The sequence below is a fragment of the Lactobacillus sp. WILCCON 0058 genome (assembly GCF_057198005.1).
The window spans coordinates 1,927,823-1,950,555 of sequence record NZ_JBUBHM010000001.1 but is presented as its reverse complement, the minus strand read 5'-3'; the positions used below and the strand labels follow the sequence as shown (position 1 = coordinate 1,950,555).

Sequence of the window (22,733 nt, the reverse complement as noted above, 5' to 3'; positions counted from 1 at the left end):
TTTGAGGTGAAAGAAATGCAGAAAATCAAGGCATTTGGGACCTGGCTCAGGACCTCTAAGAACGGCTTCTTTGCCCTGGCGGTCTTCGGCTACTGGCTCAAGTGTTACCTAATCTATCTGACCAAGTTTACCCTGGGGGCGACGGGGCCGATGCAGAACTTCCTCTTGCTCATCAACCCCATTCCGTCGGGGATGCTGATTCTGGGTTTGGGGATGCTGATGAAGGGCCGCAAGTCCTACTGGACCATGATTGTCCTGGACTTTCTCTTGGCCACCTGGCTTTTTGCCAACATCCTTTACTACCGGGAATTCTCCAACTTCCTCTCTTTCTCTTTGCTGCAGAATTCGGGCAGTGCTTCGGAGAATTTGGGCAAAAGCATTGCCGGCATCCTCAAGGGCAGTGACTTTTTAGCCTTCGCTGACCCCTTGATTTTGCTGGGGCTTTTATTGGGGAAATTTTTCAAAATGGACCTCTACGCCCAGTCCTGGAAAAGGAAGGTCGCGATTGAACTGACGGCCCTCATCTTGATGGGGGGCAACCTCCTTTTGGCCCAAAAGGACCGGTCAGGGCTGCTCACGCGGACTTTTGACAACAACTACATCGTCAAGTATTTAGGGATCAACGAATATGCCCTTTATGACGGGATCAAGACGGCCCAGACCAATGCCCAGATGGCCAATGCCAAGGTGTCGGATTTGAGCTCGGTCAAAAAATACCTCAAGGCCAATTACGTTCAGCCAAACTCAGCTTATACGGGCGCAGCCAAAGGGAAAAACGTCATCGTCATCCACCTGGAAAGCTTCCAGCAGTTTTTGATCGGCTACAAGTGGAAGGGCAAGGAAGTCACGCCTAACTTGAACAAGATCTACCATTCCAAGCACACCCTGGCTTTTGACAACTTCTTCAACCAGGTGGGGCAGGGGAAGACTTCTGACGCGGAACTGATGCTGGAAAACTCCCTCTTCGGGGTCCAGTCCGGCTCAGCCATGTCGACTTACGGGACCAGCAACACCTTTGAATCCATGCCGGCCATTTTAAAGCAAAAGGGCGGCTACACTACCGCCGTCATGCACGGGGGGACGGGGTCCTTCTGGAACCGGAACAATGCCTACAAGTCTTTTGGCTACGATTATTTTGCTTCCTTGAACTACTACCAGTACCAAAACAGCTGGTACTTGGGCTACGGTTTAAAGGACAAGATCTTCTTCAAGCAGTCGGCCAAGTATATCTCTGAACTGCCCCAGCCTTTTTACCTGAAGATGATCACGGTCACCAACCACTATCCATATACCCTGGACAAGCAGAACCAGTCGATCAAGAAGACCACGACCGGTGACAACACGGTTGACGGCTACGTGCAGACGGCCCACTACCTGGACCAGGCGATCGGTGAATTCATGACCTGGCTGAAGAAGACCGGCCTGGACAAAAAGACCCTCTTGGTCTTCTACGGAGACCACTACGGGATTTCCAACAACCACAACGAGGCCATGGCCCAGCTGACCGGCAAGAAAAATTACGGTGAGTTCGACGACCAGCAGCAGCAAAGAGTGCCGCTCATGTTCTACTCAAGCAACTTAAAAGGCGGCATCAAGCATACCTATGGCGGGGAAATCGACGTGATGCCAACCCTGCTCAACCTGCTGGGGATCAAGAGCAAGGACCTGATTTTGTTTGGGCATGACCTTTTAAGCAAAAAGAACCCGCAAGTCGTGGCCCAGCGAAACGGGAACTTTATTACCCCGGTCTACACCAAGGTGGGGAGCAGCTACTATTACACTAAGACGGGCAAGAAGGTTACGAATGCCAAGGAAAAGAAGGCCTGCCGCTTGATCGCCAACCAGGTTTTGACCCAGCTGACTCTGTCTGACCGGGTCGTCACCGGGAACTTGCTCCGCTTCTACCACCCATCCTGGTTTACTCCGGTCAAGACCAGTGACTATGACTACAACAAGACCGACTCTTTAAAGAAGCTGGAGGAAGCCGGAAAGAGCAAGACCAGCTTAAAGAGCCAGCTGGGCAAGAAGGACGCAGAGAAGCTTTATAAAACTGACGCGCCTGAACTGAAAAAAACTAAGACAAAGTAAGTCTATCTATGATAGAATAGTAAAGTAATTGTAGAATAAATTGGAGGCAGTGCATTGTACAACTTTATTATGACGCTGTTGATCATTGTTTCAGTGCTGATCATTATTGCGACAATGATGCAACCACAGAAGCAGCAAGATGCCTTGAACGCTTTGTCAGGCGGTGCCGTCTTTAGCGGCCAGACCAAGAAGCGGGGCTTTGAAGCCTTTATGGAAAAAGTGACGTCAGTTCTACTGGTATTGTTCTTTGCTTTTTCGATTATTTTGGCAATCCTGTCTTCTAAATAATCATTAACCTCCCGATCACTTGCTTGATGGGAGGTTTTTTTTAACGAAAATACAGATGGAGAAAATAATGGCGCAAAATGAGACTGTATTGGCGGGCGTGCTGGAGATCTTCCGGCACAACCCGCAAAAGCAATTCAGCGTTGACCAAATTGAGCGGCAGGCCCGCCGGGACCGCTTGGGCAACTTTACCGACCTGGTTAAGGCCCTGGCCTACCTGGAGCAGGAAAAGCAGATCATCACTGATGGCAACGGCCGCTACCAGCTGGCCCAGGAAAATACTGAAGTCGAAGGGGTCTTCCGGGCCAACGACAAGGGCTTTGGCTTTGTCCGCTTGGATGATGAAGAGGCCGATGACGTGTTCATCAACTCTGACGCTACCAAGCTGGCTTTAGACGGGGACCGGGTCAAGGTCAAGATCACGGCTGGCGGCAACCCTTGGAACGGGAAGGGGCCGGAAGGACAGGTTGAAGAAATCTTGGAGCGCGGGGCCAGCAGCATTGTCGGCGAATACACGCCTTTAGAAGACCTGCAGGTCAAGATCAGCCACTTTGCCGGCTACGTGATTTCGACCAACAAGAAGTTCAAGAAGTACCGGGTCTATGTATCGGAAAACGGCTTGATTCCGCAAATGGGGGACATGGTCAAGGTATCTCTGAAGACCTACCCGACTGAAGACTTGCCAGACCAGATGACCGGGGCAGTTGTCGAAATTATCGGTAACAAAAATGACCCGGGCGTGGACATCATGTCCATCGTGGCTGAACACGACATCCGGACTGAATGGCCAGAAGATGCCTTAGAGCAGGCCAATGCCATCCCGGACCACGTGACTGAAGAAGAAAAGCATGAACCAGGCCGGCGGGACATTACTGACCAGCCAGCCGTCACGATCGACGGGGATGACTCCAAGGACTTTGACGACGCGGTCGTTTTGTGGAAGCTGGACAACGGCAACTACCACCTGGGCGTTCACATCGCTGACGTGGCCCACTATGTTAAGGAAGGAACGCCACTAGACCGGGAAGCTTTTGCCCGGGGCAACAGTACCTACTTGGTCGACCGGGTTATTCCGATGCTGCCGTTCAGACTGTCCAACGGGATCTGTTCCTTGAACGAAGGCGTTGACCGTTTGGTTCTGTCCTGCGACATGGAAATCACCCCGGAAGGTGAGCGGGTATCTTATGATATCTACCCAGCCTTGATGCGGTCCCACGGCCGCTTGACCTACAACAAGGTCAACCAGGCCTTGCGCGGCGACGTGCCGGACAGCGACTTGGAAGACAAGTATGTCAAGGTGCGGCCAATGCTTAAGGACATGGCGGCCTTGCATGAAGCCCTGTATAACCAGCGCCATGCCCGGGGGGCCATCGACTTTGAAGAACCAGAAGCCAAGATCATCGTGGATGAAAAGGGCAAGCCGGTGGATATCGTCCTGCACAGCCGGGGGACGGCCGAAAAGATGATCGAATCCTTCATGCTTTTGGCCAATGAAACGGTAGCGGAAGCCTACTACAGAAAAAAGGTGCCTTTCCTTTACCGGGTGCACGAGACGCCGGAAGCTGACCGGATCACCAGATTTTTTGAATTCTGCAGTGCCTTCGGCTTGAACGTCAAGGCAGATCCAAACGACATCAAGCCGCTGGACTTGCAGAAGGTGGTTACCAAGACTTTGGGGACGCCGGAAGAAGCGGTTGTCCAGATGATGATGCTGCGGAGCTTGAAGCAGGCCCACTATTCAGAAGATCCGCTGGGGCACTTCGGGATCGCGGCCAAGTACTACACTCACTTCACTTCCCCGATCCGCCGGTATTCAGACACCATGGTCCATCGGATGATCCACGCCTACCTGGAAGAAGGAACAGGCGAGGAAGTCAAGGAGCACTTTAAGGAAGAACTGCCAGAAGTAGCTGACCAGACTTCAACCCAAGAGCGGCGGTCAATCGACACGGAACGGGCAACCAACGACTTGAAGATGACCGAATACATGGCTGACCAAGTTGGCAACAAGTTTGACGCGGTCGTTTCATCAGTCACCAGCTTTGGGATGTTCGTTCAGTTGGAGAACACGGTGGAAGGTTTGATCCACATCTCCAACTTGAAGGACGACTACTACTCATACGATGAAAAGACCATGACTTTGACCGGCCGGGCAACCCACAAGAAATATAAGGTAGGGATGCCGATCAAGGTTGTCTTGACCAATGCTAATGTTGAGCAGCACCAGCTGGACTTTGAAGTTTACGATCCAGATGCCAAAAAGCGGGCCCACAATGACCGCGGGATGGGCAGAAGAAACGGGGACCGGAACTTCAAGGGCCGGCGCAATTACGGCGGCCGCGACAAGAGCGGTGACAGACGCCACAAGCCAAGCCGCAACAACCGCGGCCAGCGGCTGGGGCAAAGCGAGCGAGGCAATCGCCGGCGGCCAAACCGCTAGAAAGTAAGCGGGAGGATTTTTTATGAAACAAAAAGCCAAGGATGAAAATGTCCTCGCGCAGAACCGGCAAGCCCGGCACGACTACTTCATCAAGGATACTTATGAAGCCGGGATTGCTTTGACGGGGACGGAAATCAAGTCAGTCAGAGCCCGGCATGTGACCTTGCGTGACGGCTATGTGCAGATCATCAACGGGTCGGCCTTCCTGGAAAATGTTCATATCGATGAATATAAGGAAGGCAACCGCTACAACCATGACCCGCTGAGAAGCCGCCGACTCCTTTTGCACAAGAAGGAGATTGCCAAACTGGCCGATGTGAAGGCCCAAAAGGGGATGACCATCGTGCCGCTCAAGGTTTACTTGAAGCACGGCTTTGCCAAGGTCTTGATTGGCGTAGCGCAGGGTAAGAAGGAATACGACAAGCGCGAAACGATCAAGAAGCGCGACCAGGACCGGGAACTGCGCAGAAAATACAGAATTTAGGAAATCCGCCGGAAGGCGGATTTTTTGTATTCACGTATACTTATCTACATATTAAGCTTTCAAAAAAGTCCTTGAAAAGGCCAGCATTAGTTGTAGAATGGATATAAGCAAAAAAATTAGTTTAGAGTGATAGAAAGAGGATAGCAATGGGTTTTTGGATGATGCTTTTGTCTGGCTTGATTGGTCTGGGCTTGGTAATTTTTGGGGTTGAAAAGGATATGCCAAAGGGGCAGAAGATCATTTTTTGGGGGATCGGTGCTGCTCTGCTGATCTTCGCTGTGGCCTTGGCTCTGCCAAATGGTCTGCAGCTTTAGTTAACTAAATTAAGTCAATCGCGAGGTACTGGCAAGACCAGTGCCTTTTTTCTTTGCAAAAATTCTTCCAGCTTGCTTTCCGAAATATTTTTCGCCCTTGCGAAATACTTTTCTCAATCTGAAATATGGTCCGTTGTTTTCGTAAACGCTTTACATATCTGGAAGCGGTGACATAATTAAAGTGTAAGCTAGCTCACGGGAGGTCGGGGCGCCTGAAAGGCCCCATGTGATGAAACAATGTCTTTTGTAAGGAGCAATTGATTTATGTCAGACAAGAAATTTTCAGTAGTTATTGCCGGCGGTGGCAGTACCTTCACCCCTGGCTTTGTCATCAGTCTCTGTGCCAACCAAGACAAGCTTCCCCTGCGGAAACTGAAACTGTACGACATTGATGCTGACCGGCAAAAGAAGATCGGTGACGCCTGCGCCATCATCGTCAAGGAAAAGGCACCGCAAGTCGAATTCGAATATACGACTGACCCGGAAGAAGCCTTCACTGACGTTGACTTCGTCTTGGGCTCAATCAGAGTCGGCAAGTACGAAATGCGCAGCCAGGATGAAAAGATTCCTTTGAAGTACGGGGTCAACGGCCAGGAAACTACCGGCCCCGGAGGCATGGCCTACGGTTTGCGGTCAATCCCGGCCATCATTGAAATCATCGACTTCATGGAAAAGTACTCGCCAAACGCTTGGATGGTCAACTACTCCAACACGATCGCGATTGTTTCTGAAGCCTGCCGGCGCTTCCGCCCGAACTCCAAGGTCGTCAACATCTGCGACATGCCAATCGATGACATGGGCAGAATGGCTGCCATTGCCGGGCTCAAGAGCTTCAAGGACCTCGACTTTACCTACTACGGCTTGAACCACTTCGGCTGGTGGAAGAGCGTCACCAACAAGAAGACCGGGGAAGACCTGATGCCGCTTTTGAAAGACTATGTCAAGAAGAACGGCTACTATGTGGGTGGAGACTTCGACAAGGAAACCGAAGCCAGCTGGGTCGCAACTTTCAAGAAGGTTGCTGACTGCTACGCCTTGGACCCGACGACTCTGCCAAACAACTACATGCAGTACTACTACTTCCCGCAATACGAAGTGGAAAACGCCAACCCGCACTACACCAGAACCGATGAAATCCTGGAATACCGGCAAAAGATCGTCTTCGGTGAATGTGCCCGGATCGTCAAGGAAGGCACGGCCAAGGGCAACCTTTGGGAAAGCGAAGTGCACTCCAACTACATCATTGACATCTGCCACGCGATTGCCTTCAACACCCACGAGAAGTACCTGGCCAACATCCCGAACAACGGGGCCATCAGCAACTTCCCAGACGACGCCATCGTTGAAGTGCCTTGCCTCTTTGGCTCAGACGGCGTGCAACCATTGGTAGTTGGTGAAGCCGGCCGCTTCCAATTAGGTCTGATGATGGAACAAGTTACCTGCGAAAAGCTGGTTGTTGATGCTTATGAGCAAAAGTCCTACATCAAGATGCTGCAGGCCTTTGCCTTGAACAAGACTGTTCCAGACGCTAGCGTTGCCAAGAAGATCCTGGACGACATGATGGTCGTCAACAAGCCTTACTGGCCGGATTTGAAGTAGTCAGAATGAATTGAAATAAGAAACAACAAGCAAGATACTTGCAATAAGCAGCAAGGGAGGAAGATTGCTTATGATGCAGAAACTGCAGAAATTCGGGGCGGCTATGTTCGTGCCTGTCCTGCTTTTCTCTTTCGCCGGTATCGTGGTTGCCTTGACCAGCCTGTTCAACAACCCGTTGATCTTTGGCTCGCTGGCAAACACTAATACCTTCTGGTACGGTCTTTGGGACACCGTTCAACAAGGTGGCTGGACCGTCTTTAACCAAGTCGACATGCTCTTCGTGGTCGGCCTGCCAATCGGGCTGGCTAAGAAGGCCCATGGGCGGGCAGCCATGGAAGCCATCGTTACCTACTGGACTTTCAACTACTTTATCGCTGGTTTTCTGACCCACTGGGGCGCCTTCTTCGGCCTTAAGGACTACGTCAAGACCCAGATCGTGGCCAACTCAACCAACAATGGTTTGACCATGATTGCCGGGATCAAGACCCTGGACACCAGTATCGTTGGTTCCCTGGTCATTGCCGGTATCGTGGTTTGGCTGCACAACCGCTACTTTGACAAGAAGCTGCCGGACTTCCTGGGTACCTTCCAGGGCTCAGCCTTCGTTGTCATCCTGGGCTTCGTGGCTATGTTCCCAGTTGCCTTCCTGACCTGCCTTATCTGGCCAAAGGTGCAAATGGGTATCACTGCTTTGCAGGAATTCATGGCTTCCAGCGGCTTGATCGGGGTTTGGATCTTCAACTTCCTGAACCGGGTTCTGATCCCAACCGGCCTGCACCACTTGGTCTACATTCCATTCCAATACGGCCCAGCCGTTGTTGCTGGGGGGCTGCAGCCATGGTGGCTCAAGCACTTGACTGAATTTGCCGAAAGCACCAAGAGCTTGAAGAGCCTGGCTCCAAACATGGGCTTCATGCTTTACGGGAATGAAAAAGTCTTCCTTGTGCCAGCCATCTGCCTGGCCTTCTACCACACCGCCAAGAAGAACAAGAAGAAGCAGACTTCAGCCTTGCTTTTGCCAGCTGCTTTGACTTCATTCCTGGCCGGGATTACCGAACCTGTTGACTTTACCTACCTCTTCGCGGCTCCAATCCTCTGGGTTGTCTACTCAGTTCTGGCCGCAACCATGAACACGACCATGTACATCTTCGGCGTTGTCGGCCAAATGACTGACGGGGCCATCGGGATTGCTTCTATGAACTGGCTGCCACTCTGGGCTAACCACTGGCACACTTACATGGCCCAATTCATCATTGGTCTGATCTATGCCGTTATCATCTACTTCGTCTTCCGCTTCATGATCGTCAAGTTCAACTACGCTACTCCAGGCCGGGAAGCTGACGACCAGGAAGTCAAGCTGATGAACAAGAAGCAATACAAGGAAGCCAAGGCTGCTGAACAAGCAGCTGAAGCTGCCGGGCAAAACTCCTCTGACCCATACATCGCCAGAGCTACGGCTTACACGACTCTCTTGGGCGGGCCGGAAAACATTGCTGAAATCACTTCCTGCGCTACCCGTTTGCGGGTAACTGTCAAGGACCCTGACAAGGTCGGTGCCGACGCTGCCTTCAGAAAGAACCAGGCAGTCGGGGTTGTCCGTCACGGTTCAGCCATCCAGGTCATCGTTGGTCTGGACGTTGCCCAAGTTCTGGAAAGAATTGAAAGCATCATCGCCGACAGCGGCAATACCGTTGCCAAGGCTGAAGCCGATCCTGACGAAGAAAAGGCTACCGGCTACCTGGACCTGCTGGGCGGCAGAAGCAACATCAAGGACTTGACCTCCTGCTCAACCAGAGTAAGAGCCCACGTCTTTGACACTAAGAAGGTCGCTGCTGACGATGACTTCAAGAAGGTCGGGGCCAGTGCCGTTGAAAGACGGGATGACCAGGAAATCGACATCGTGGTCGGCCTGGAAGCTGAACGAGTTGTCGATAAAATGAAAGAAATTATGTAAGTAGTGTAAGCCTTTTAAATTGGTCTGAAAGCGTAAAAGTGCTATTCTGTTAACTAGGTGAAAACGTCAACAAGTTAGCAAGAGGAGACTTTTATGGCAGGACTAAAAGCACGAATCGTGGACAAATCAAGCGATCTCAATCCATCGGATAAGAAGATCTTGAATTACTTGCTGAACAATGCTGCTGAATGCAGCGAACTCAGTCTGGCGAAATTGGCCAAGAAACTTTATGTTTCAGAATCGGCCATTTTTCGCTTATGCAAGAAGATCGGTCTAAGTGGCTACAGTGAATTGAAATACGAGCTGGCGGATTTTTCCAAGGGGGAGAAGCAAATGGTCAAGCAACAGGATACCTTTGCCGAGCGCCTGGTCAAAAATCTCCGTTCAGAGCTCAGCTATTTCAGAACTCTGGATTTTGAAAGCTTCTATTCGACCTTAAACCAGACGAAAAATATCTACATTTACACCACCGGCTGGCAACAGGCATCAATCGCCAGTTATCTCTCCAACCAGCTGTTGGTGAATGTGGGCAAGCCGACGGTCATCATGCCGTCAGCGATTAGTGAATTGAAGATGTCGAAGAATTGGCTGCAAGATCATGACCAATTGATCGTGATTTCCTTCTCCGGGGAAGATCCCGACTTGTGCCAGCTCCTAGAAGAGCTGCACCTGGTCAACGCGGATTTGACGATTACTTCGCTGACGACCATCAAGGAGAGCCGGCTGGCCAGCCTGTCTGACTACAGTCTCTTTTTCCAGCCAAGTCTCTTCCATGAGAGCATCAGCACCAAGAACTGGGCTTTTAGTCCGGCTTACATAATGATTGATTTATTGATTAACGGCTACTGCGAGTGGCTGAGAAAAGAGGATGAATAATGCAGGAGAAAGCTTTGAATTGGCTGGACAGGTTGACCAAGTCAGCAGGTCTGACGCCGAAAAGAATTTTAAAGATCTACACCTTTGTCCTCTTTTTCGCCCCGCTGGCCTACCTGCTGCTTTTGCAGCTGCGGGCCGGGGCGGCCAAGCAGACGATCACTGACTTTATCGCGGCCAGTCCCGCGACCACGGTGTCAATCATCGTGGCAGCCGGTGACTTCCTCTTGGGCTACCTCTGCTGGATTGACGGCGGGGCCCTCTTGGCCGACCGGCGCCAGTATATGAAGTTTATGAAGCTGCAGCTGTGGACCCAGCTGATCGTTGGCAACTGGTTCTGCCTTCTCTTCGCCATTTTTGCCCTGCGGCGGGGAGGAGATCTGCCTGAAGAGAGCAAGGTAAAGCCGAGCCAGCTGCTGTCCTTGACCTACTTGATTGCTTCTTTATTCGTAATTTGTTTTGTATTCTATGTAGTTCTCGCCTTTAGAGCGGTGAAAGGGTGATGTTCATGTTTAATTTCTTTAAAAAGTCCAAGTCAAAAGGCAATGAAGTCAAGGCGCCCATCAAGGGCAATCTGATTCCCCTGTCCGAAGTCAGCGATGACGTCTTCTCCCAAAAGATGCTGGGCGACGGTTTTGCCGTTAAGCCGACCGGCCAGGAAGTAGTTGCCCCGGTTTCCGGGACCATTACCACTCTTTTTCCAACCAAGCACGCCATCGGCATCAAGACGGCTGAAGGGCTGGAAGTCCTGATCCACTTGGGGATCGACACGGTGGAACTGAAGGGGGAACCCTTCAAGCTTTTCGTCGACCAAGGCGATTCTGTCAAGGCCGGCGACAAGCTGGCTGAAATGGACATCAAGGCAGTTGCTGACCACGGCCTGGACAACACGGTCATGGTGGTTTACACAAACATGGACCTGCTTAAAGAAGTCAAGGATGTCGACCCGCGCCCTGTAGAGGCGGGTGACGACGCGCAGGAAATTGTCTTTAACTAACGCGCGGCGCGATGATTTTTACCATTTTTAACATTACTCTTTAATCCAAATTTTTTATTTTTACTCCTCTATTTAATAAAACTTTCTTTACTAACTCACAAATCGCCAGACTGCTCCAGGACCTTTCCCGGGGCAGTTTTTTGCATGAAAAAAGCAGCCTTGCGGCTGCTTAAGCGAGGGATTTAGCCATCATTTGGTGGGGGATGCCGGCTTCCATGAAGACGGGGCCAACATCGTGGTAGCCATTGGCCAGGTAGAAGTCCCGGGCACTGGCCTGGGCGTGGAGGTAAAGCTCCTGGGTCAAATCGTTCTCCAAGACATAGTTCTCAATGGCCTTTAAAAGCTGGCTGGCGATGCCGCGGTGGCGGGCAACTTTTTGCACGGCGACCCGGCCGATGTAAAAGCGGCCTTCTTCGTTAAAGAAGCGGGCGGCGGCCAGGGCATTGCTCTTGTCCTCGTTTAAAAGGAAAACGTGATAAGCGGAAAGGTCCTGGTCATCCAGTTCAGGAACCGTGATTTCCTGCTCGGCGACGAAAACGTCATCGCGGATTCTGGACAGGCAGAAGACCTCCCGGGCAGAGAGCTCGTTAAAAGGCTTGACTTGGATTTCTTTGGCAAAGTCGTTTTTTTGACGTTTTTTCACGGTTGACAGAGTTCCTTTCCATAACTGCTTGATTATGTTTAGCTATTGTAGCAGGCTAAAAAGATTTGTCAAATCACTTGCTTATTTTCTGAAAAAAGTCGGATATTTTTCTGCTGATTTGCAATCTTTTAAAAAATCGCATATTTCTCCTTTTGCCCTCTGTAACCACTAGGTCTTGTGTGCTATAAATAGACGTGACACTAAATTTTGTAGATAACTAGTTGAGGTGAGTCATGTCAGAGTTAGCAATCACTGATTTGCACGTAGAAATTGCCGGCAAGGAGATTCTCAAAGGGGTCAACCTCCAGCTTAAAACCGGAGAGATCCATGCCATTATGGGGCCAAATGGGACGGGGAAGTCAACCCTGTCAGAAGCCATTATGGGCAACCCGGCATATAAGGTGACCCAGGGGTCTGTCAAGCTGGATGGGCAAGAACTGCTGGATTTGCCAGTTGACGAGCGGGCCCGGGCCGGCCTCTTTTTGGCCATGCAGTACCCGGCTGAAATCCCCGGCGTCAGCAACGCCGAATTCATCCGGGGCGCCTTGAACGCCCGCCGGCCGGAAGGCGATCCAGTCCCGGCCAGGGAATTTCTCCAAGAGCTCTATGAAAAGATGGACTTTTTGGACATGAAGGCTGAAATGGCCCAGCGCTACTTGAACCAGGGCTTTTCCGGCGGGGAAAAGAAGCGCAACGAGATCTTGCAGATGCTGATGATCAAGCCTAAGTTCGCGATTTTAGACGAGATCGACTCGGGCCTGGACATCGATGCCTTGAAGGTGGTCTCAAAAGGGGTCAACGACTTGCGGGGGCCGGACTTCGGCGCCTTGATGATCACCCACTACCAGCGCCTTTTGGACTACGTGGTGCCTGACAAGGTCCATGTCATGATGGGCGGCCGGGTCGTGGCTGAAGGCGGGCCGGATTTGGCCAAGCGCCTGGAAAAGGAAGGCTATACCAAGCTGCGCGATGAGCTGGGCCTGGATATTGAACTGACAGATGAAGACGTTTAAGGAGGTAGCATGACCGCACAAGCATGGTTTGCAAAAATGCAGGCAGAAGCCGCTGCCGCTTTGCCGGACTTGCCTAGGCCCGACTTTGCCAAGGTGGACTACCGGGCCTGGCCCCTGTCTTTGACCCGGCCCTTGCAAAAGACGGCAGCTTTTTCCATTGAAGCTGGAGCTGAATTTTGGACAAAAGGCTGCGTCGCCTGCGACTGGGAGACGGCTTTAACTGAGCACGGGGACCTGGTGGAAAAGTACTTTGGCCGGGCGGCCAGCTTTAAGGAAAACCGCCTTTTAGCCGAAAACGTGGCCAAAATGGAGCAAGGGCTCTTCGTCTATGTGCCAGACAACGTAGCCTTGGCTGAACTCTTGACGGTGACTTATTTGCAAGATGGCCAAAAGCAAGAGGACTTTGCCTTGCACGTCTTGCTCGTCGCCGGGAAGAACGCGGATTTTTCCTATTTTGAAAAAGTGGCCAGCCAAGGAGACAACGAAGCTACCGCCAACCTGGTGGTGGAGATCTGCGCCTTAGCCGGCAGCCGGGTTAAGTATGCCGGAATCGACCGCTTGAGCAAAAACACGACCGCCTACTTAAAGCGGGTGGCCTGGGTCGGCCGGGACGCCAAAGTTGACTGGGCCATGGGGATGCTGAGCGACGGGAAGATTCTGGCTGACTATGACTCCGACCTTTACGGGCAGGGAGCCAGAGCTGAGATGAACGTGATCGCCATCACTATCGGCGACCAGGTCCAGGGCCTGAACACCGTCGTCAATAATTACGGCAAAAAGTCAGATGGCCGCATCCTCCAGCACGGGGTGATCCTGCAGAAGTCCTGCCTGGTCTTCAACGGGATCGGCCATGTCATGAAGGGGGCAAAGGGGGCCAACGCCCAGCAGGAAAACCGGGTCTTGATGCTGTCCAGGTCGGCCAGAGGGGATGCCAACCCTATCCTTTTGATCGATGACAACGATGTTTTTGCCGGGCACGCGGCTAGCGTCGGCCGGGTCGATGACCAGCAGCTCTATTACCTGATGAGCCGGGGCCTGCCCAAGCCTTTGGCTGAGCGTTTAGTCATCCGGGGCTTTTTGGGTCCGGTTTTGACCAAGATCCCGGAAGCCAGCCGGCAGCCTTTGTTTGCAATGGTAGAAAGAAAGCTGATCGATGGACAAGAATTGGAATAAATTCAGGCAGGATTTTCCCATCCTGGCTGAAAAAATGAATGGCGAGCCCTTGGTCTACCTGGATAACGCGGCGACCAGCCAGAAGCCCAAGTGCGTGATTGAGGCAATCAATACTTTTTATCAAAAGGAAAACGCCAATATCTACCGGGGAACCTACGCTTTGTCGGCAAAGGCAACTGAGGCTTACGAAGGGGTCCGGCAGAAAGTCGGTGATTTTATCAATGCCGAGGCCAGTGAAATAGTTTTTACCAAGGGAACGACTTCAGCCATCAATTTGGCTGCCTTTGGCTATTTTTCGCGGCATTTAAAAAAGGGAGACGAGATCGCGTTAACTGCCGCCGAGCACCACAGCAATCTGGTCCCTTGGCAGCAGCTTGCCGCCTTGACTGGGGCCAAGCTGGTCTTTTTGCCCCTGGACAAAAAGGGCCGGGTTGACTTAAAGGAAGCAGAAAAAGTCATGTCTGACCGCCTCCGCCTTTTGGCCTTGGCCCAAGTTACCAATGTCTTAGGGACTGAGCAAGCGGTCAAAGAGCTGGCCGCTTTGGCCAAAAAGCGCGGGGCCCTGGTCTTAGTCGACGGGGCCCAGGCAGCGGGCCATTTGCCGGTTGACGTCAAAAAATTAGGCGCTGACTTTTACGCTTTTTCCGCCCATAAGATGCTGGGCCAGACCGGGACCGGGGTCTTGTATGGCCGAAAAGAACTCTTAGACCAGACCCAGCCTTTGGAATTTGGCGGGGAGATGATCCAGGAGGTCAGCAAAACTACAGCAACTTTCAAGCCGGCCCCGCAAAAGTTTGAGGCTGGCAGCCAGAATGTGTCCGGCGTAGTTGCCCTGGGAGCAGCGATTGACTATTTGAATGAAATCGGCTTAGACGCTGTTAAAGACAGGGAAGCAGAATTAGGCCAGGCCATGGCTGCCGGCTTGAGAAAAACGGGAGTCACGGTTTACGGCCAAGGTGGCGGCATCGTCTCTTTCAACCTGCCTGGCGTTCACCCCCATGATCTGGCAACGGCCCTGGACGCCCAGGGCATTGCCATCCGGGCCGGCCAGCACTGCGCCCAGCCCATGATGGACTGGTTAGGAGTCAAGGCAGTTGCCCGGGCCAGCGCGGCTTTTTACAATAACGAAGCTGATGTGGAAGCCTTGATTAAGGGGGTTCAGGCGGCGAAGGAGTTTTTCAATGGCACTAGATGATTTAAAGCAGGTCTACCAGGCAGTCCTTTTGGACTACGCGGCTAGCCAAAAATACCGGCAGCCTTTGGCCAGTCCGACAAAGGTGGTCAGCCTGGTCAATGAAAGCTGCGGGGACCGGTTGACCTTGCAAGTCGAAATCGCCGATGGCAAGATCGTGCAGGTCGCCTGCCTGGCTGAGGGATGCACGATCTCCCAGGCTTCAGCGGCGATCATGGCCGGCTTGGTCGACCAGGCCCCAGTTGAAAAAGCACTTGCTCTTTTGCCAATTTTTTGGCGGATGCTTGAAGGAGAAAAAATCAGCCAGGAAGAAGAAAAGGAGCTGGGCGACGCGGCCCTTTTACAGGGCGTTTCCCGCTTTCCGGCCCGGGTCAAGTGCGCGGGTCTGGCCTGGCAAGGCTTGAGTGAAGCAATAGAAAGGAAAAATTAGATGACCGCTGAAAAAGATGAAACCTTACAGGCCCTGGACCAGGACTACCAGTACGGCTTCAAAGACGAGATCGAACCCATCTATACCACGGGTACAGGCTTGAGTGAAGAGGTGGTCCGGCAGATTTCCGCGGCGAAAAATGAGCCGGACTGGATGCTGGACTTCCGCCTCAAGGCCTACCAGACCTATCTTAAAATGCCCCTGCCGACTTTTGGCCCGGATTTGACCAAGATCGACTTTGACCACTTGAACTACTTCCGCCGGGATGCCAAAAAGGCGGTCCGGGACTGGGACGAGGTGCCGGACAAGATCAAGGAGACCTTTGAAAAGCTGGGTGTTCCCCAGGCCGAGCGCCAGTATCTGGCCGGATCATCCGCCCAGTACGAGTCAGAAGTCGTTTATGAAAAAATCAAAGAGGACCTGGCCCGGCAGGGCGTTTTGTTCATGTCAACCGACGCCGCCGTCCAAGTGGTGCCTGATTTGGTCAAAAAGTACTTTGGTAAGCTGGTCAAGCCGGATGACAACAAGATGGCGGCCCTCAACTCCGCCGTCTGGTCCGGTGGGACTTTTATCTACGTGCCAAAAGGGGTTCAGGCCAAAGTCCCGATTCAGAGCTACTTCCGGATCAATGCCGGCAATTCCGGCCAGTTTGAGCGGACCTTGATCATTGTCGATGAAGGGGCCAGCGTCAACTATGTGGAAGGCTGCACGGCACCCAACTATTCAGCTGACAGTCTGCACGCGGCGGTCGTGGAGGTCAATGTCTTAAAAGACGCCTACTGCCGCTACACGACCATCCAGAACTGGTCAGACAATGTCTACAGCTTGGAAACCAAGCGGGCGCAAGCTCTGGAGAACGCGACCATGGAATGGGTGGACGGCAATCTTGGCTCTAAAGTTACCATGAAGTACCCCAGCGTCTACCTAAACGGCCGCCGGGCCCGGGGGACCATGCTGTCGATTGCTTTTGCCGGCTGCGACTCAAATGGCCAGGGGATCGACTCCGACACTGGTGCCCGGATGGTTCATAATGCTCCCCAGACCACCAGCTCCATTGTTTCCAAGTCCCTTTGCAAAGATGGGGGCCGGGTGGACTACCGGGGGCAGGTCCGCTTCAATCCGGACAGTGATGGGTCTTTGGCCCATGTGGAATGTGACACCATCATCATGGATGACAAGTCAGCCAGCAATACGATTCCTTATAATGAGGTTTTGAACGGGAACGTCTCCATGGAGCATGAGGCCAAGGTGTCCAAAATTTCTGAAGAGCAGCTCTACTATTTGATGAGCCGGGGGATTTCAGAAGCCAAGGCCACGGAGATGATCGTGATGGGATTTTTGGAACCCTTCACCAAGGAACTGCCGATGGAATACGCGGTGGAACTGAACCGCCTGATCAAGTACCAGATGGTGGGCTCGATCGGCTAAGATGAAGCAAAAAAACGTCTGGAATTTCTTCCAGGCGTTTTTAGTTTATTCGCGGCTTGGCAGCTCGATGACCTGGTCGGCGATGGCCAGGGTGCTGAGCCGGTGGGAGACCAGGATCACGGTCTTGCCGTGTCTGGCTTCCTTGAGGGCCTTGAGGATGATGCCTTCGTTTAAGGCGTCGAGGTTGGCAGTGATTTCGTCTAAAAGGAGAAGTTCGCCTCCGTGCAGGAAGGCCCGGGCGATCCCGATCCGCTGCTTTTGCCCGGCTGACAGGCTGTTGCCATTTTCGCCCAGCAGGCTGTCGTAGCCTTTGGGCAGGGTCATGATAAAGTCGTGGATGTTGGCCATTTTGGCGCAGGCGACTACTTCTTCGCGGCTGGCGGATTTGCCCAGTTTGATGTTGTTTTCAACCGTGTCCGTAGCCAGCCAGGTCTCCTGGGGCATGTAGCTTTCCAGGCCCCGGAGGGCGGAAGTTTCGATGTCCTTGATGTTGGTCTCTGAAATTGCCACTTGCCCTTTTTGCACGTCATAGAAGCGGGCGAGGAGCTTGAGGATGGTGGATTTACCGCTGCCGCTTGGGGCGTGGATGCCGATGATTTTTCCTTTAGGAATGGTCAAGGAGTAGTCTTCTAGGACTGGCCGGTCTCCATCTGGGTAGGTGAAGGCAACTTTTTCTAAGCTGGCTGAGGAAAAAGCCGGCTTGACCCCGGCCGCGTTTTCTTCTACGACTGGCTCTTCAGCCAAGATTGCCAATACCCGGCGGGCACTGGCGACAGTTTCGGTCAAGCCTGTCGAGAGAGCGGAAAGGGCGCTGACCGGGCCAAAGCTGGCCAGCGCGGCGCTGGTTGCTGTTAAGCTCTGGCTAAAGGGCAGGTGAAGGAGCCGCGTGGTCAAAAAGAGCATGGTACTTGCGGCTAAAAGGATGACCAGGCTCGTCAAGGTCTGCTGAAGGGCAGTCAGCTGGTTTAGCTTGGCCCGGCTTTGGGTCAGGTCCTGGTCAGTTGCTGCCAATTCTTTTTTCCGCTTATCTCCTTGCCCGTACTGGAGGCTTTCTGCCAAACCCAGAATCGAGTCCAGCATAAAGTTGCTGATCTGGCCCATTTTTTCCCGGATATCCTGGCCAGGGAGGCTGGAGAAGCGGGAAAAAACAAGTGGGATGACGAGGCCGGCCAGGGCGTAAAAAATTAGGGCCAAAAGGGCACAGGCGAATGAGTAGCGGGCAAAGAAGGCCAGCAGGCAAATGGTATAGACGCAGGCGATGGCGATGGGGGAAATGGTGTGGGCGTAAAAGACCTCCAGGAGCTCGATGTCGCTGGTGATAAGGGAAAGCAGGTCCCCCTTGTCCTTGCCTTCCAATTTAGCGGGGCTGAGCAGACGGAGTTTATGGAAGACTTTGACCCTGATTAGGGCCAGCATTTTAAAAGCGAGCAAGTGGTTGCAGTAGTGCTCTCCGTAGTGGAGGATTCCCCGGGAAAAGGCGCAGATGAGGAGAAGGATAATCAAGGCAGAAGCATTTTGTCCGTTAATTAATTTGCCAGCCGCGGCCACGGCATTGATGGTGACGAAGCTGGCGGCTAATTGGCCGGCGCTGCCCAAGATGATGGCCAGGACCATGACCGGCCAGAGGGGCTTGACCAGGCCCAGCAGGCGCCAGAGGATCTTAAAGTTGCTGTTATTCTTCATGCTTTCCTCCAAATTTCGCGTAATTTTCCAGGTCAGCCTGGTCTTTAAAGAGCTGGGCGTAGGAAGTTCCCTTGGCTAAGAGTTCTTCATGTTTGCCCTTTTCAACTAAGCGACCTTTTTCCAAAAAGTAGATCTGGTCGCTCTTAGTGACGTTGGCCAGGCGGTGGGAGATGAGGATGACGGTCTTCTTTTGAGCAAGTTCGTGCAAGACGGCCATGATGGCGGCTTCGCTTTCCAGGTCGATATTGGAAGTGGCCTCATCGAAGATGTAGATCTGGCTGTCTTTTAAAAGTGCCCGGGCCAGGGCCAGGCGCTGCTTTTGCCCGCCGGAGAGGTTGGTCGCCCCGGCTGTCAGCTGGTAGTCCAGGCCGGAATTTTTGGCCAAAAAGTCCCAGAGGCGGACTTCCTTTAAGGCGGTGACTAAGTCGCTGTCACTGGCTGGTCCGGCCATAAGCAGGTTGTCTTTGACGCTGCCCTTGAAAAGGTAGCTGCCTGAAGTGACTAGGGTGACGGTTTTTTGCCAGGCGGAAGGGGAAAGATCGGATAAAGGGATGCCGGCAATCGTGATTTGCCCCTTGCTTGGCGACAGGCGGCCGGCTAGAAGAGCGGCCAGGGTGCTTTTACCCGATCCAGACAGGCCAACGACGGAAGTAAAGCCGGGGGCAGGGATGGTCAGATTGATTTCCCTTAAAGCGGCCTGATCAGCATCCGGATAAGCAAAGGAAAGATCTTTGACGGAAATATCGGTATTTTCCGGCAGGGAAATTTGCCCGGCGGCTTTTTCTGGCAGGTCCAGGAAGGCAAAAATCTGGTCACTGGCCTTCATGCCGTTCATGCCAATATGGAAGTAGCTGCCCAGCTGCCGCATGGGAAGGAAGTAGGCAGCGGCCAAGAGAATCAAGATGATGGCTCCTTGCTTGTCCACCTGTCCTTGGCGCAGGTTATTAAGGGCAATGACGATCCCGCAGGCAGCGCCGCCATAGGCCACGGTATCCATGACCACGGTGCTGAGCAGTTGCATGGTCAGGACTTTCATGGTGATCTGCCGGAAGTGTTCAGATTCTGCTGCCAGTTCGGCTTCAGCGGCAGAATCGTTTTGGTAGACCTTTAAAGTAGTCATGCCCTGCATTTTTTCCAAAAAGGTATCGGCTAATTGGTGGTAGATGGCAAAGTAGCGGCTGAGGATCTTTTTAGCGACCAGCATGACGACCATGATGACGATGGGAATCAGAGGCACAGTGCATAAAAGGAAGATGCTGGCCGGGGCATTGATTTTGACTAAGATGGCAAAAAGGGTCAAGGGAGCCAGGAAGGCATAGGCAAACTGGCTGAGGTAGCGGCTGAAGTAGCTGTCGACGGATTCGATCCCTTCGCTGGTCAATTGGACCAGTTCGGCTGGCTTGACTGCTTCTTTATAGCTGTCGCCTAAAATAAGCAGCTTGGCGTAGATTTTTTGCCGCAAGACTTCTTTGACCTTGCTGCTTGCTTGGAAGCTGGCCTGGTTATAGGCGTACTGGCCCAAAAGCTGGATAGCAGCGCCAGCGAGTAAGGCAAGCCAGGAATTTTGCCCGGTTAAGATTTGCGCCAGGGCAAAGATAAAGACGATTTGGCCCAATAAAGAGAGCCATTGGCAGAGGATCTGCCAGAGGACATAGCGGCTGGAAGAGCCCAGCTGCTTGATAAGACGGATTTTGATCATGGAAGTTGGATCAGCCTTTCTAAACAAGAAAACAATAGTCCAAAATGGAATATAGAACATAAAGGACACAAGAAAAATTATATGAAAAATCAAGGGGATTTGATAACTGTACCGAGGCAGAAAAAGTGAGGGAAAGGGCTGTCATAAGCCCAATATCGCGGCGACTTTATTTTCGAAGATCTTTATATAAGCGAGACAGACAAGCAAATAAAGGAAAAAGAGAGTTAATAAGCACAGTTAAAAGAGAAAAGAGAAGCTAAAAAGGAAAAATAGAAAAGATAAAAATATTTTTTCCGGTAAAAAAAGCAAAAAGCGAACAAAGAATTCATTGAGGAATTAAAAAGAAAGATAAAGCAGAATAAAAGAGGCGGGACTGACAAGGTTAAATATTACAACACCACCTGCTGTTCCTCACGTAAACCGGATGAAAAGGTTAATTTGACCTTTCAAAAATAACGAGTATACTAATATTTGTTGCCGCGTGAGACAGGAAGTTCTCACGGAGGCACGAAAAAGAAAATATCGAAAACTTGTTGACAAGAATCAAACAAGCGAGTAAGATATAAAACGTTGCGTCACTTGACGCAAGTTGGTACTTTGAAAACTGAACAAAGTTTCGCAGTGTGCGGGTCAAACATTGTTTGATCCAAACAAATAAGCGAAGTCAATTCGCAAGCAAATAATCTGGAGCAGATTAAAAAGGCTCAATTTTCAAATTGAGAGTTTGATCCTGGCTCAGGACGAACGCTGGCGGCGTGCCTAATACATGCAAGTCGAGCGAGCTGAATTCAAAGATTCCTTCGGGATGATTTGTTGGACGCTAGCGGCGGATGGGTGAGTAACACGTGGGCAATCTGCCCTAAAGACTGGGATACCACTTGGAAACAGGTGCTAATACCGGATAACAACATGAATCGCATGATTCAAGTTTGAAAGGCGGCTTTTAGCTGTCACTTTAGGATGAGCCCGCGGCGCATTAGCTAGTTGGTGGGGTAAAGGCCTACCAAGGCAATGATGCGTAGCCGAGTTGAGAGACTGATCGGCCACATTGGGACTGAGACACGGCCCAAACTCCTACGGGAGGCAGCAGTAGGGAATCTTCCACAATGGACGCAAGTCTGATGGAGCAACGCCGCGTGAGTGAAGAAGGTTTTCGGATCGTAAAGCTCTGTTGTTGGTGAAGAAGGATAGAGGCAGTAACTGGTCTTTATTTGACGGTAATCAACCAGAAAGTCACGGCTAACTACGTGCCAGCAGCCGCGGTAATACGTAGGTGGCAAGCGTTGTCCGGATTTATTGGGCGTAAAGCGAGCGCAGGCGGAATGATAAGTCTGATGTGAAAGCCCACGGCTCAACCGTGGAACTGCATCGGAAACTGTCATTCTTGAGTGCAGAAGAGGAGAGTGGAACTCCATGTGTAGCGGTGGAATGCGTAGATATATGGAAGAACACCAGTGGCGAAGGCGGCTCTCTGGTCTGCAACTGACGCTGAGGCTCGAAAGCATGGGTAGCGAACAGGATTAGATACCCTGGTAGTCCATGCCGTAAACGATGAGCGCTAGGTGTTGGGGACTTTCCGGTTCTCAGTGCCGCAGCAAACGCATTAAGCGCTCCGCCTGGGGAGTACGACCGCAAGGTTGAAACTCAAAGGAATTGACGGGGGCCCGCACAAGCGGTGGAGCATGTGGTTTAATTCGAAGCAACGCGAAGAACCTTACCAGGTCTTGACATCCTGTGCTACACCTAGAGATAGGTGGTTCTCTTCGGAGACGCAGAGACAGGTGGTGCATGGCTGTCGTCAGCTCGTGTCGTGAGATGTTGGGTTAAGTCCCGCAACGAGCGCAACCCTTGTCTTTAGTTGCCATCATTAAGTTGGGCACTCTAGAGAGACTGCCGGTGACAAACCGGAGGAAGGTGGGGATGACGTCAAGTCATCATGCCCCTTATGACCTGGGCTACACACGTGCTACAATGGGCAGTACAACGAGAAGCGAACCCGCGAGGGCAAGCGGATCTCTTAAAGCTGTTCTCAGTTCGGACTGCAGGCTGCAACTCGCCTGCACGAAGCTGGAATCGCTAGTAATCGCGGATCAGCACGCCGCGGTGAATACGTTCCCGGGCCTTGTACACACCGCCCGTCACACCATGGAAGTCTGCAATGCCCAAAGTCGGTGGGATAACCATTAGGAGTCAGCCGCCTAAGGCAGGGCAGATGACTGGGGTGAAGTCGTAACAAGGTAGCCGTAGGAGAACCTGCGGCTGGATCACCTCCTTTCTAAGGAAAGACACACAATCAGAGAGTGGCAACACTAATAGACGATTGTGAGTTACGGAAGCACACTGCAAAGAAACTTTGTTCAGTTTTGAGAGTACCAACTCTCACTTGTACGTTGAAAACTGAATATCTTAATTCCAAGAAAAAACCGAGAATCATTGAG

General features: G+C 52.0%; 18 protein-coding genes and 1 rRNA gene. 16 read left to right on the top strand and 3 right to left on the bottom strand.

Going from position 1 to position 22,733, the window contains the following annotated elements:
* Positions 1 to 15: 15 nt before the first annotated feature.
* The 10 genes from ACYVUU_RS08970 to ACYVUU_RS08925 all read left to right on the top strand — a co-directional run bounded on the left by ACYVUU_RS08970 (position 16) and on the right by ACYVUU_RS08925 (position 11,034).
* Positions 16 to 2,088, top strand: coding sequence for an LTA synthase family protein (locus tag ACYVUU_RS08970; RefSeq protein ID WP_484500699.1), 2,073 nt, complete (start codon positions 16 to 18; stop codon positions 2,086 to 2,088).
* A gap of 54 nt (positions 2,089 to 2,142) precedes the next feature.
* Complete coding sequence (secG, locus tag ACYVUU_RS08965) at positions 2,143 to 2,376, top strand: preprotein translocase subunit SecG (RefSeq protein WP_002876914.1); 234 nt, start codon at positions 2,143 to 2,145, stop codon at positions 2,374 to 2,376.
* A gap of 67 nt (positions 2,377 to 2,443) precedes the next feature.
* The gene (gene rnr / locus ACYVUU_RS08960; RefSeq protein WP_484500698.1) at positions 2,444 to 4,813 is read left to right on the top strand and encodes a ribonuclease R; all 2,370 of its coding nucleotides are present in this window, start codon (positions 2,444 to 2,446) and stop codon (positions 4,811 to 4,813) included.
* A 22-nt stretch (positions 4,814 to 4,835) separates the two neighbouring features.
* Entirely contained in the window at positions 4,836 to 5,297 is a 462-nt protein-coding gene (smpB, locus tag ACYVUU_RS08955; protein ID WP_003611142.1) for an SsrA-binding protein SmpB, read from the top strand.
* A 146-nt stretch (positions 5,298 to 5,443) separates the two neighbouring features.
* The gene (locus tag ACYVUU_RS08950) at positions 5,444 to 5,611 is read left to right on the top strand and encodes a hypothetical protein (protein WP_484500697.1); all 168 of its coding nucleotides are present in this window, start codon (positions 5,444 to 5,446) and stop codon (positions 5,609 to 5,611) included.
* Positions 5,612 to 5,875: 264 nt separating this feature from the next.
* Positions 5,876 to 7,210, top strand: a complete 1,335-nt coding sequence (locus tag ACYVUU_RS08945; protein ID WP_484498920.1) for a family 4 glycosyl hydrolase — start codon at positions 5,876 to 5,878, stop codon at positions 7,208 to 7,210.
* Positions 7,211 to 7,280: 70 nt separating this feature from the next.
* A complete protein-coding gene (locus tag ACYVUU_RS08940; protein WP_484500696.1) occupies positions 7,281 to 9,164 on the top strand; it encodes a PTS sugar transporter subunit IIBC in 1,884 nt (627 codons plus the stop codon).
* Positions 9,165 to 9,257: 93 nt separating this feature from the next.
* Entirely contained in the window at positions 9,258 to 10,040 is a 783-nt protein-coding gene (locus tag ACYVUU_RS08935) for a MurR/RpiR family transcriptional regulator (RefSeq protein WP_484500695.1), read from the top strand.
* Positions 10,040 to 10,540: a hypothetical protein gene (locus ACYVUU_RS08930; RefSeq protein ID WP_439775893.1), complete on the top strand. Its 501-nt coding sequence runs from the start codon at positions 10,040 to 10,042 to the stop codon at positions 10,538 to 10,540. The genes ACYVUU_RS08935 and ACYVUU_RS08930 overlap by 1 nt, the downstream gene beginning before the upstream one ends.
* Positions 10,541 to 10,545: 5 nt before the next feature.
* On the top strand, positions 10,546 to 11,034 hold the full coding sequence (locus ACYVUU_RS08925) for a PTS sugar transporter subunit IIA (RefSeq protein ID WP_439775897.1): 489 nt from the start codon (positions 10,546 to 10,548) through the stop codon (positions 11,032 to 11,034).
* Positions 11,035 to 11,203: 169 nt separating this feature from the next.
* Here the strand turns inward: ACYVUU_RS08925 and ACYVUU_RS08920 are convergent, their stop codons facing one another.
* Positions 11,204 to 11,677 (bottom strand): GNAT family N-acetyltransferase, encoded by a 474-nt coding sequence (locus tag ACYVUU_RS08920; protein ID WP_484500694.1) that lies wholly within the window; start codon positions 11,675 to 11,677, stop codon positions 11,204 to 11,206.
* Between the two features lie 233 nt (positions 11,678 to 11,910).
* Here ACYVUU_RS08920 and sufC point away from each other — a divergent pair, with 233 nt between their 5' ends.
* Genes sufC through sufB form a run of 5 tightly spaced genes read left to right on the top strand, consistent with a single transcriptional unit; the run spans position 11,911 to position 16,913 of the window.
* A complete protein-coding gene (gene sufC / locus ACYVUU_RS08915) occupies positions 11,911 to 12,690 on the top strand; it encodes a Fe-S cluster assembly ATPase SufC (protein ID WP_484500693.1) in 780 nt (259 codons plus the stop codon).
* Positions 12,691 to 12,699: 9 nt separating this feature from the next.
* On the top strand, positions 12,700 to 13,863 hold the full coding sequence (gene sufD / locus ACYVUU_RS08910) for a Fe-S cluster assembly protein SufD (RefSeq protein WP_484500692.1): 1,164 nt from the start codon (positions 12,700 to 12,702) through the stop codon (positions 13,861 to 13,863).
* Positions 13,844 to 15,058 (top strand): SufS family cysteine desulfurase, encoded by a 1,215-nt coding sequence (locus tag ACYVUU_RS08905; protein WP_484500691.1) that lies wholly within the window; start codon positions 13,844 to 13,846, stop codon positions 15,056 to 15,058. Before sufD ends, ACYVUU_RS08905 begins: the two co-directional genes overlap by 20 nt.
* Entirely contained in the window at positions 15,045 to 15,485 is a 441-nt protein-coding gene (gene sufU, locus ACYVUU_RS08900; RefSeq protein ID WP_484500690.1) for a Fe-S cluster assembly sulfur transfer protein SufU, read from the top strand. The genes ACYVUU_RS08905 and sufU overlap by 14 nt, the downstream gene beginning before the upstream one ends.
* A complete protein-coding gene (gene sufB / locus ACYVUU_RS08895) occupies positions 15,486 to 16,913 on the top strand; it encodes a Fe-S cluster assembly protein SufB (RefSeq protein WP_439775554.1) in 1,428 nt (475 codons plus the stop codon). It abuts the gene before it with no gap.
* Between the two features lie 45 nt (positions 16,914 to 16,958).
* On the opposite strand, the gene ACYVUU_RS08890 is transcribed toward sufB, so the two are convergent.
* On the bottom strand, positions 16,959 to 18,596 hold the full coding sequence (locus ACYVUU_RS08890; protein WP_484500689.1) for an amino acid ABC transporter ATP-binding/permease protein: 1,638 nt from the start codon (positions 18,594 to 18,596) through the stop codon (positions 16,959 to 16,961).
* The gene (locus ACYVUU_RS08885) at positions 18,586 to 20,295 is read right to left on the bottom strand and encodes an ABC transporter ATP-binding protein/permease (RefSeq protein WP_484500688.1); all 1,710 of its coding nucleotides are present in this window, start codon (positions 20,293 to 20,295) and stop codon (positions 18,586 to 18,588) included. Before ACYVUU_RS08885 ends, ACYVUU_RS08890 begins: the two co-directional genes overlap by 11 nt.
* A gap of 712 nt (positions 20,296 to 21,007) precedes the next feature.
* Between ACYVUU_RS08885 and ACYVUU_RS08880 the strand changes: the two genes are divergently transcribed.
* Positions 21,008 to 22,570 (top strand): 16S ribosomal RNA (locus tag ACYVUU_RS08880).
* Positions 22,571 to 22,733: the final 163 nt, after the last annotated feature.

Coding starts and splice junctions, on each gene's coding strand:
- ACYVUU_RS08970 (WP_484500699.1), top strand. CDS start 16: ATGCAGAAAATCAAGGCATTTGGGACCTGGCTCAGGACCTCTAAGAAC.
- rnr (WP_484500698.1), top strand. CDS start 2,444: ATGGCGCAAAATGAGACTGTATTGGCGGGCGTGCTGGAGATCTTCCGG.
- smpB (WP_003611142.1), top strand. CDS start 4,836: ATGAAACAAAAAGCCAAGGATGAAAATGTCCTCGCGCAGAACCGGCAA.
- ACYVUU_RS08950 (WP_484500697.1), top strand. CDS start 5,444: ATGGGTTTTTGGATGATGCTTTTGTCTGGCTTGATTGGTCTGGGCTTG.
- ACYVUU_RS08945 (WP_484498920.1), top strand. CDS start 5,876: ATGTCAGACAAGAAATTTTCAGTAGTTATTGCCGGCGGTGGCAGTACC.
- ACYVUU_RS08940 (WP_484500696.1), top strand. CDS start 7,281: ATGATGCAGAAACTGCAGAAATTCGGGGCGGCTATGTTCGTGCCTGTC.
- ACYVUU_RS08935 (WP_484500695.1), top strand. CDS start 9,258: ATGGCAGGACTAAAAGCACGAATCGTGGACAAATCAAGCGATCTCAAT.
- ACYVUU_RS08930 (WP_439775893.1), top strand. CDS start 10,040: ATGCAGGAGAAAGCTTTGAATTGGCTGGACAGGTTGACCAAGTCAGCA.
- ACYVUU_RS08925 (WP_439775897.1), top strand. CDS start 10,546: ATGTTTAATTTCTTTAAAAAGTCCAAGTCAAAAGGCAATGAAGTCAAG.
- sufC (WP_484500693.1), top strand. CDS start 11,911: ATGTCAGAGTTAGCAATCACTGATTTGCACGTAGAAATTGCCGGCAAG.
- sufD (WP_484500692.1), top strand. CDS start 12,700: ATGACCGCACAAGCATGGTTTGCAAAAATGCAGGCAGAAGCCGCTGCC.
- ACYVUU_RS08905 (WP_484500691.1), top strand. CDS start 13,844: ATGGACAAGAATTGGAATAAATTCAGGCAGGATTTTCCCATCCTGGCT.
- sufU (WP_484500690.1), top strand. CDS start 15,045: ATGGCACTAGATGATTTAAAGCAGGTCTACCAGGCAGTCCTTTTGGAC.
- sufB (WP_439775554.1), top strand. CDS start 15,486: ATGACCGCTGAAAAAGATGAAACCTTACAGGCCCTGGACCAGGACTAC.
- ACYVUU_RS08890 (WP_484500689.1), bottom strand. CDS start 18,596: ATGAAGAATAACAGCAACTTTAAGATCCTCTGGCGCCTGCTGGGCCTG.
- ACYVUU_RS08885 (WP_484500688.1), bottom strand. CDS start 20,295: ATGATCAAAATCCGTCTTATCAAGCAGCTGGGCTCTTCCAGCCGCTAT.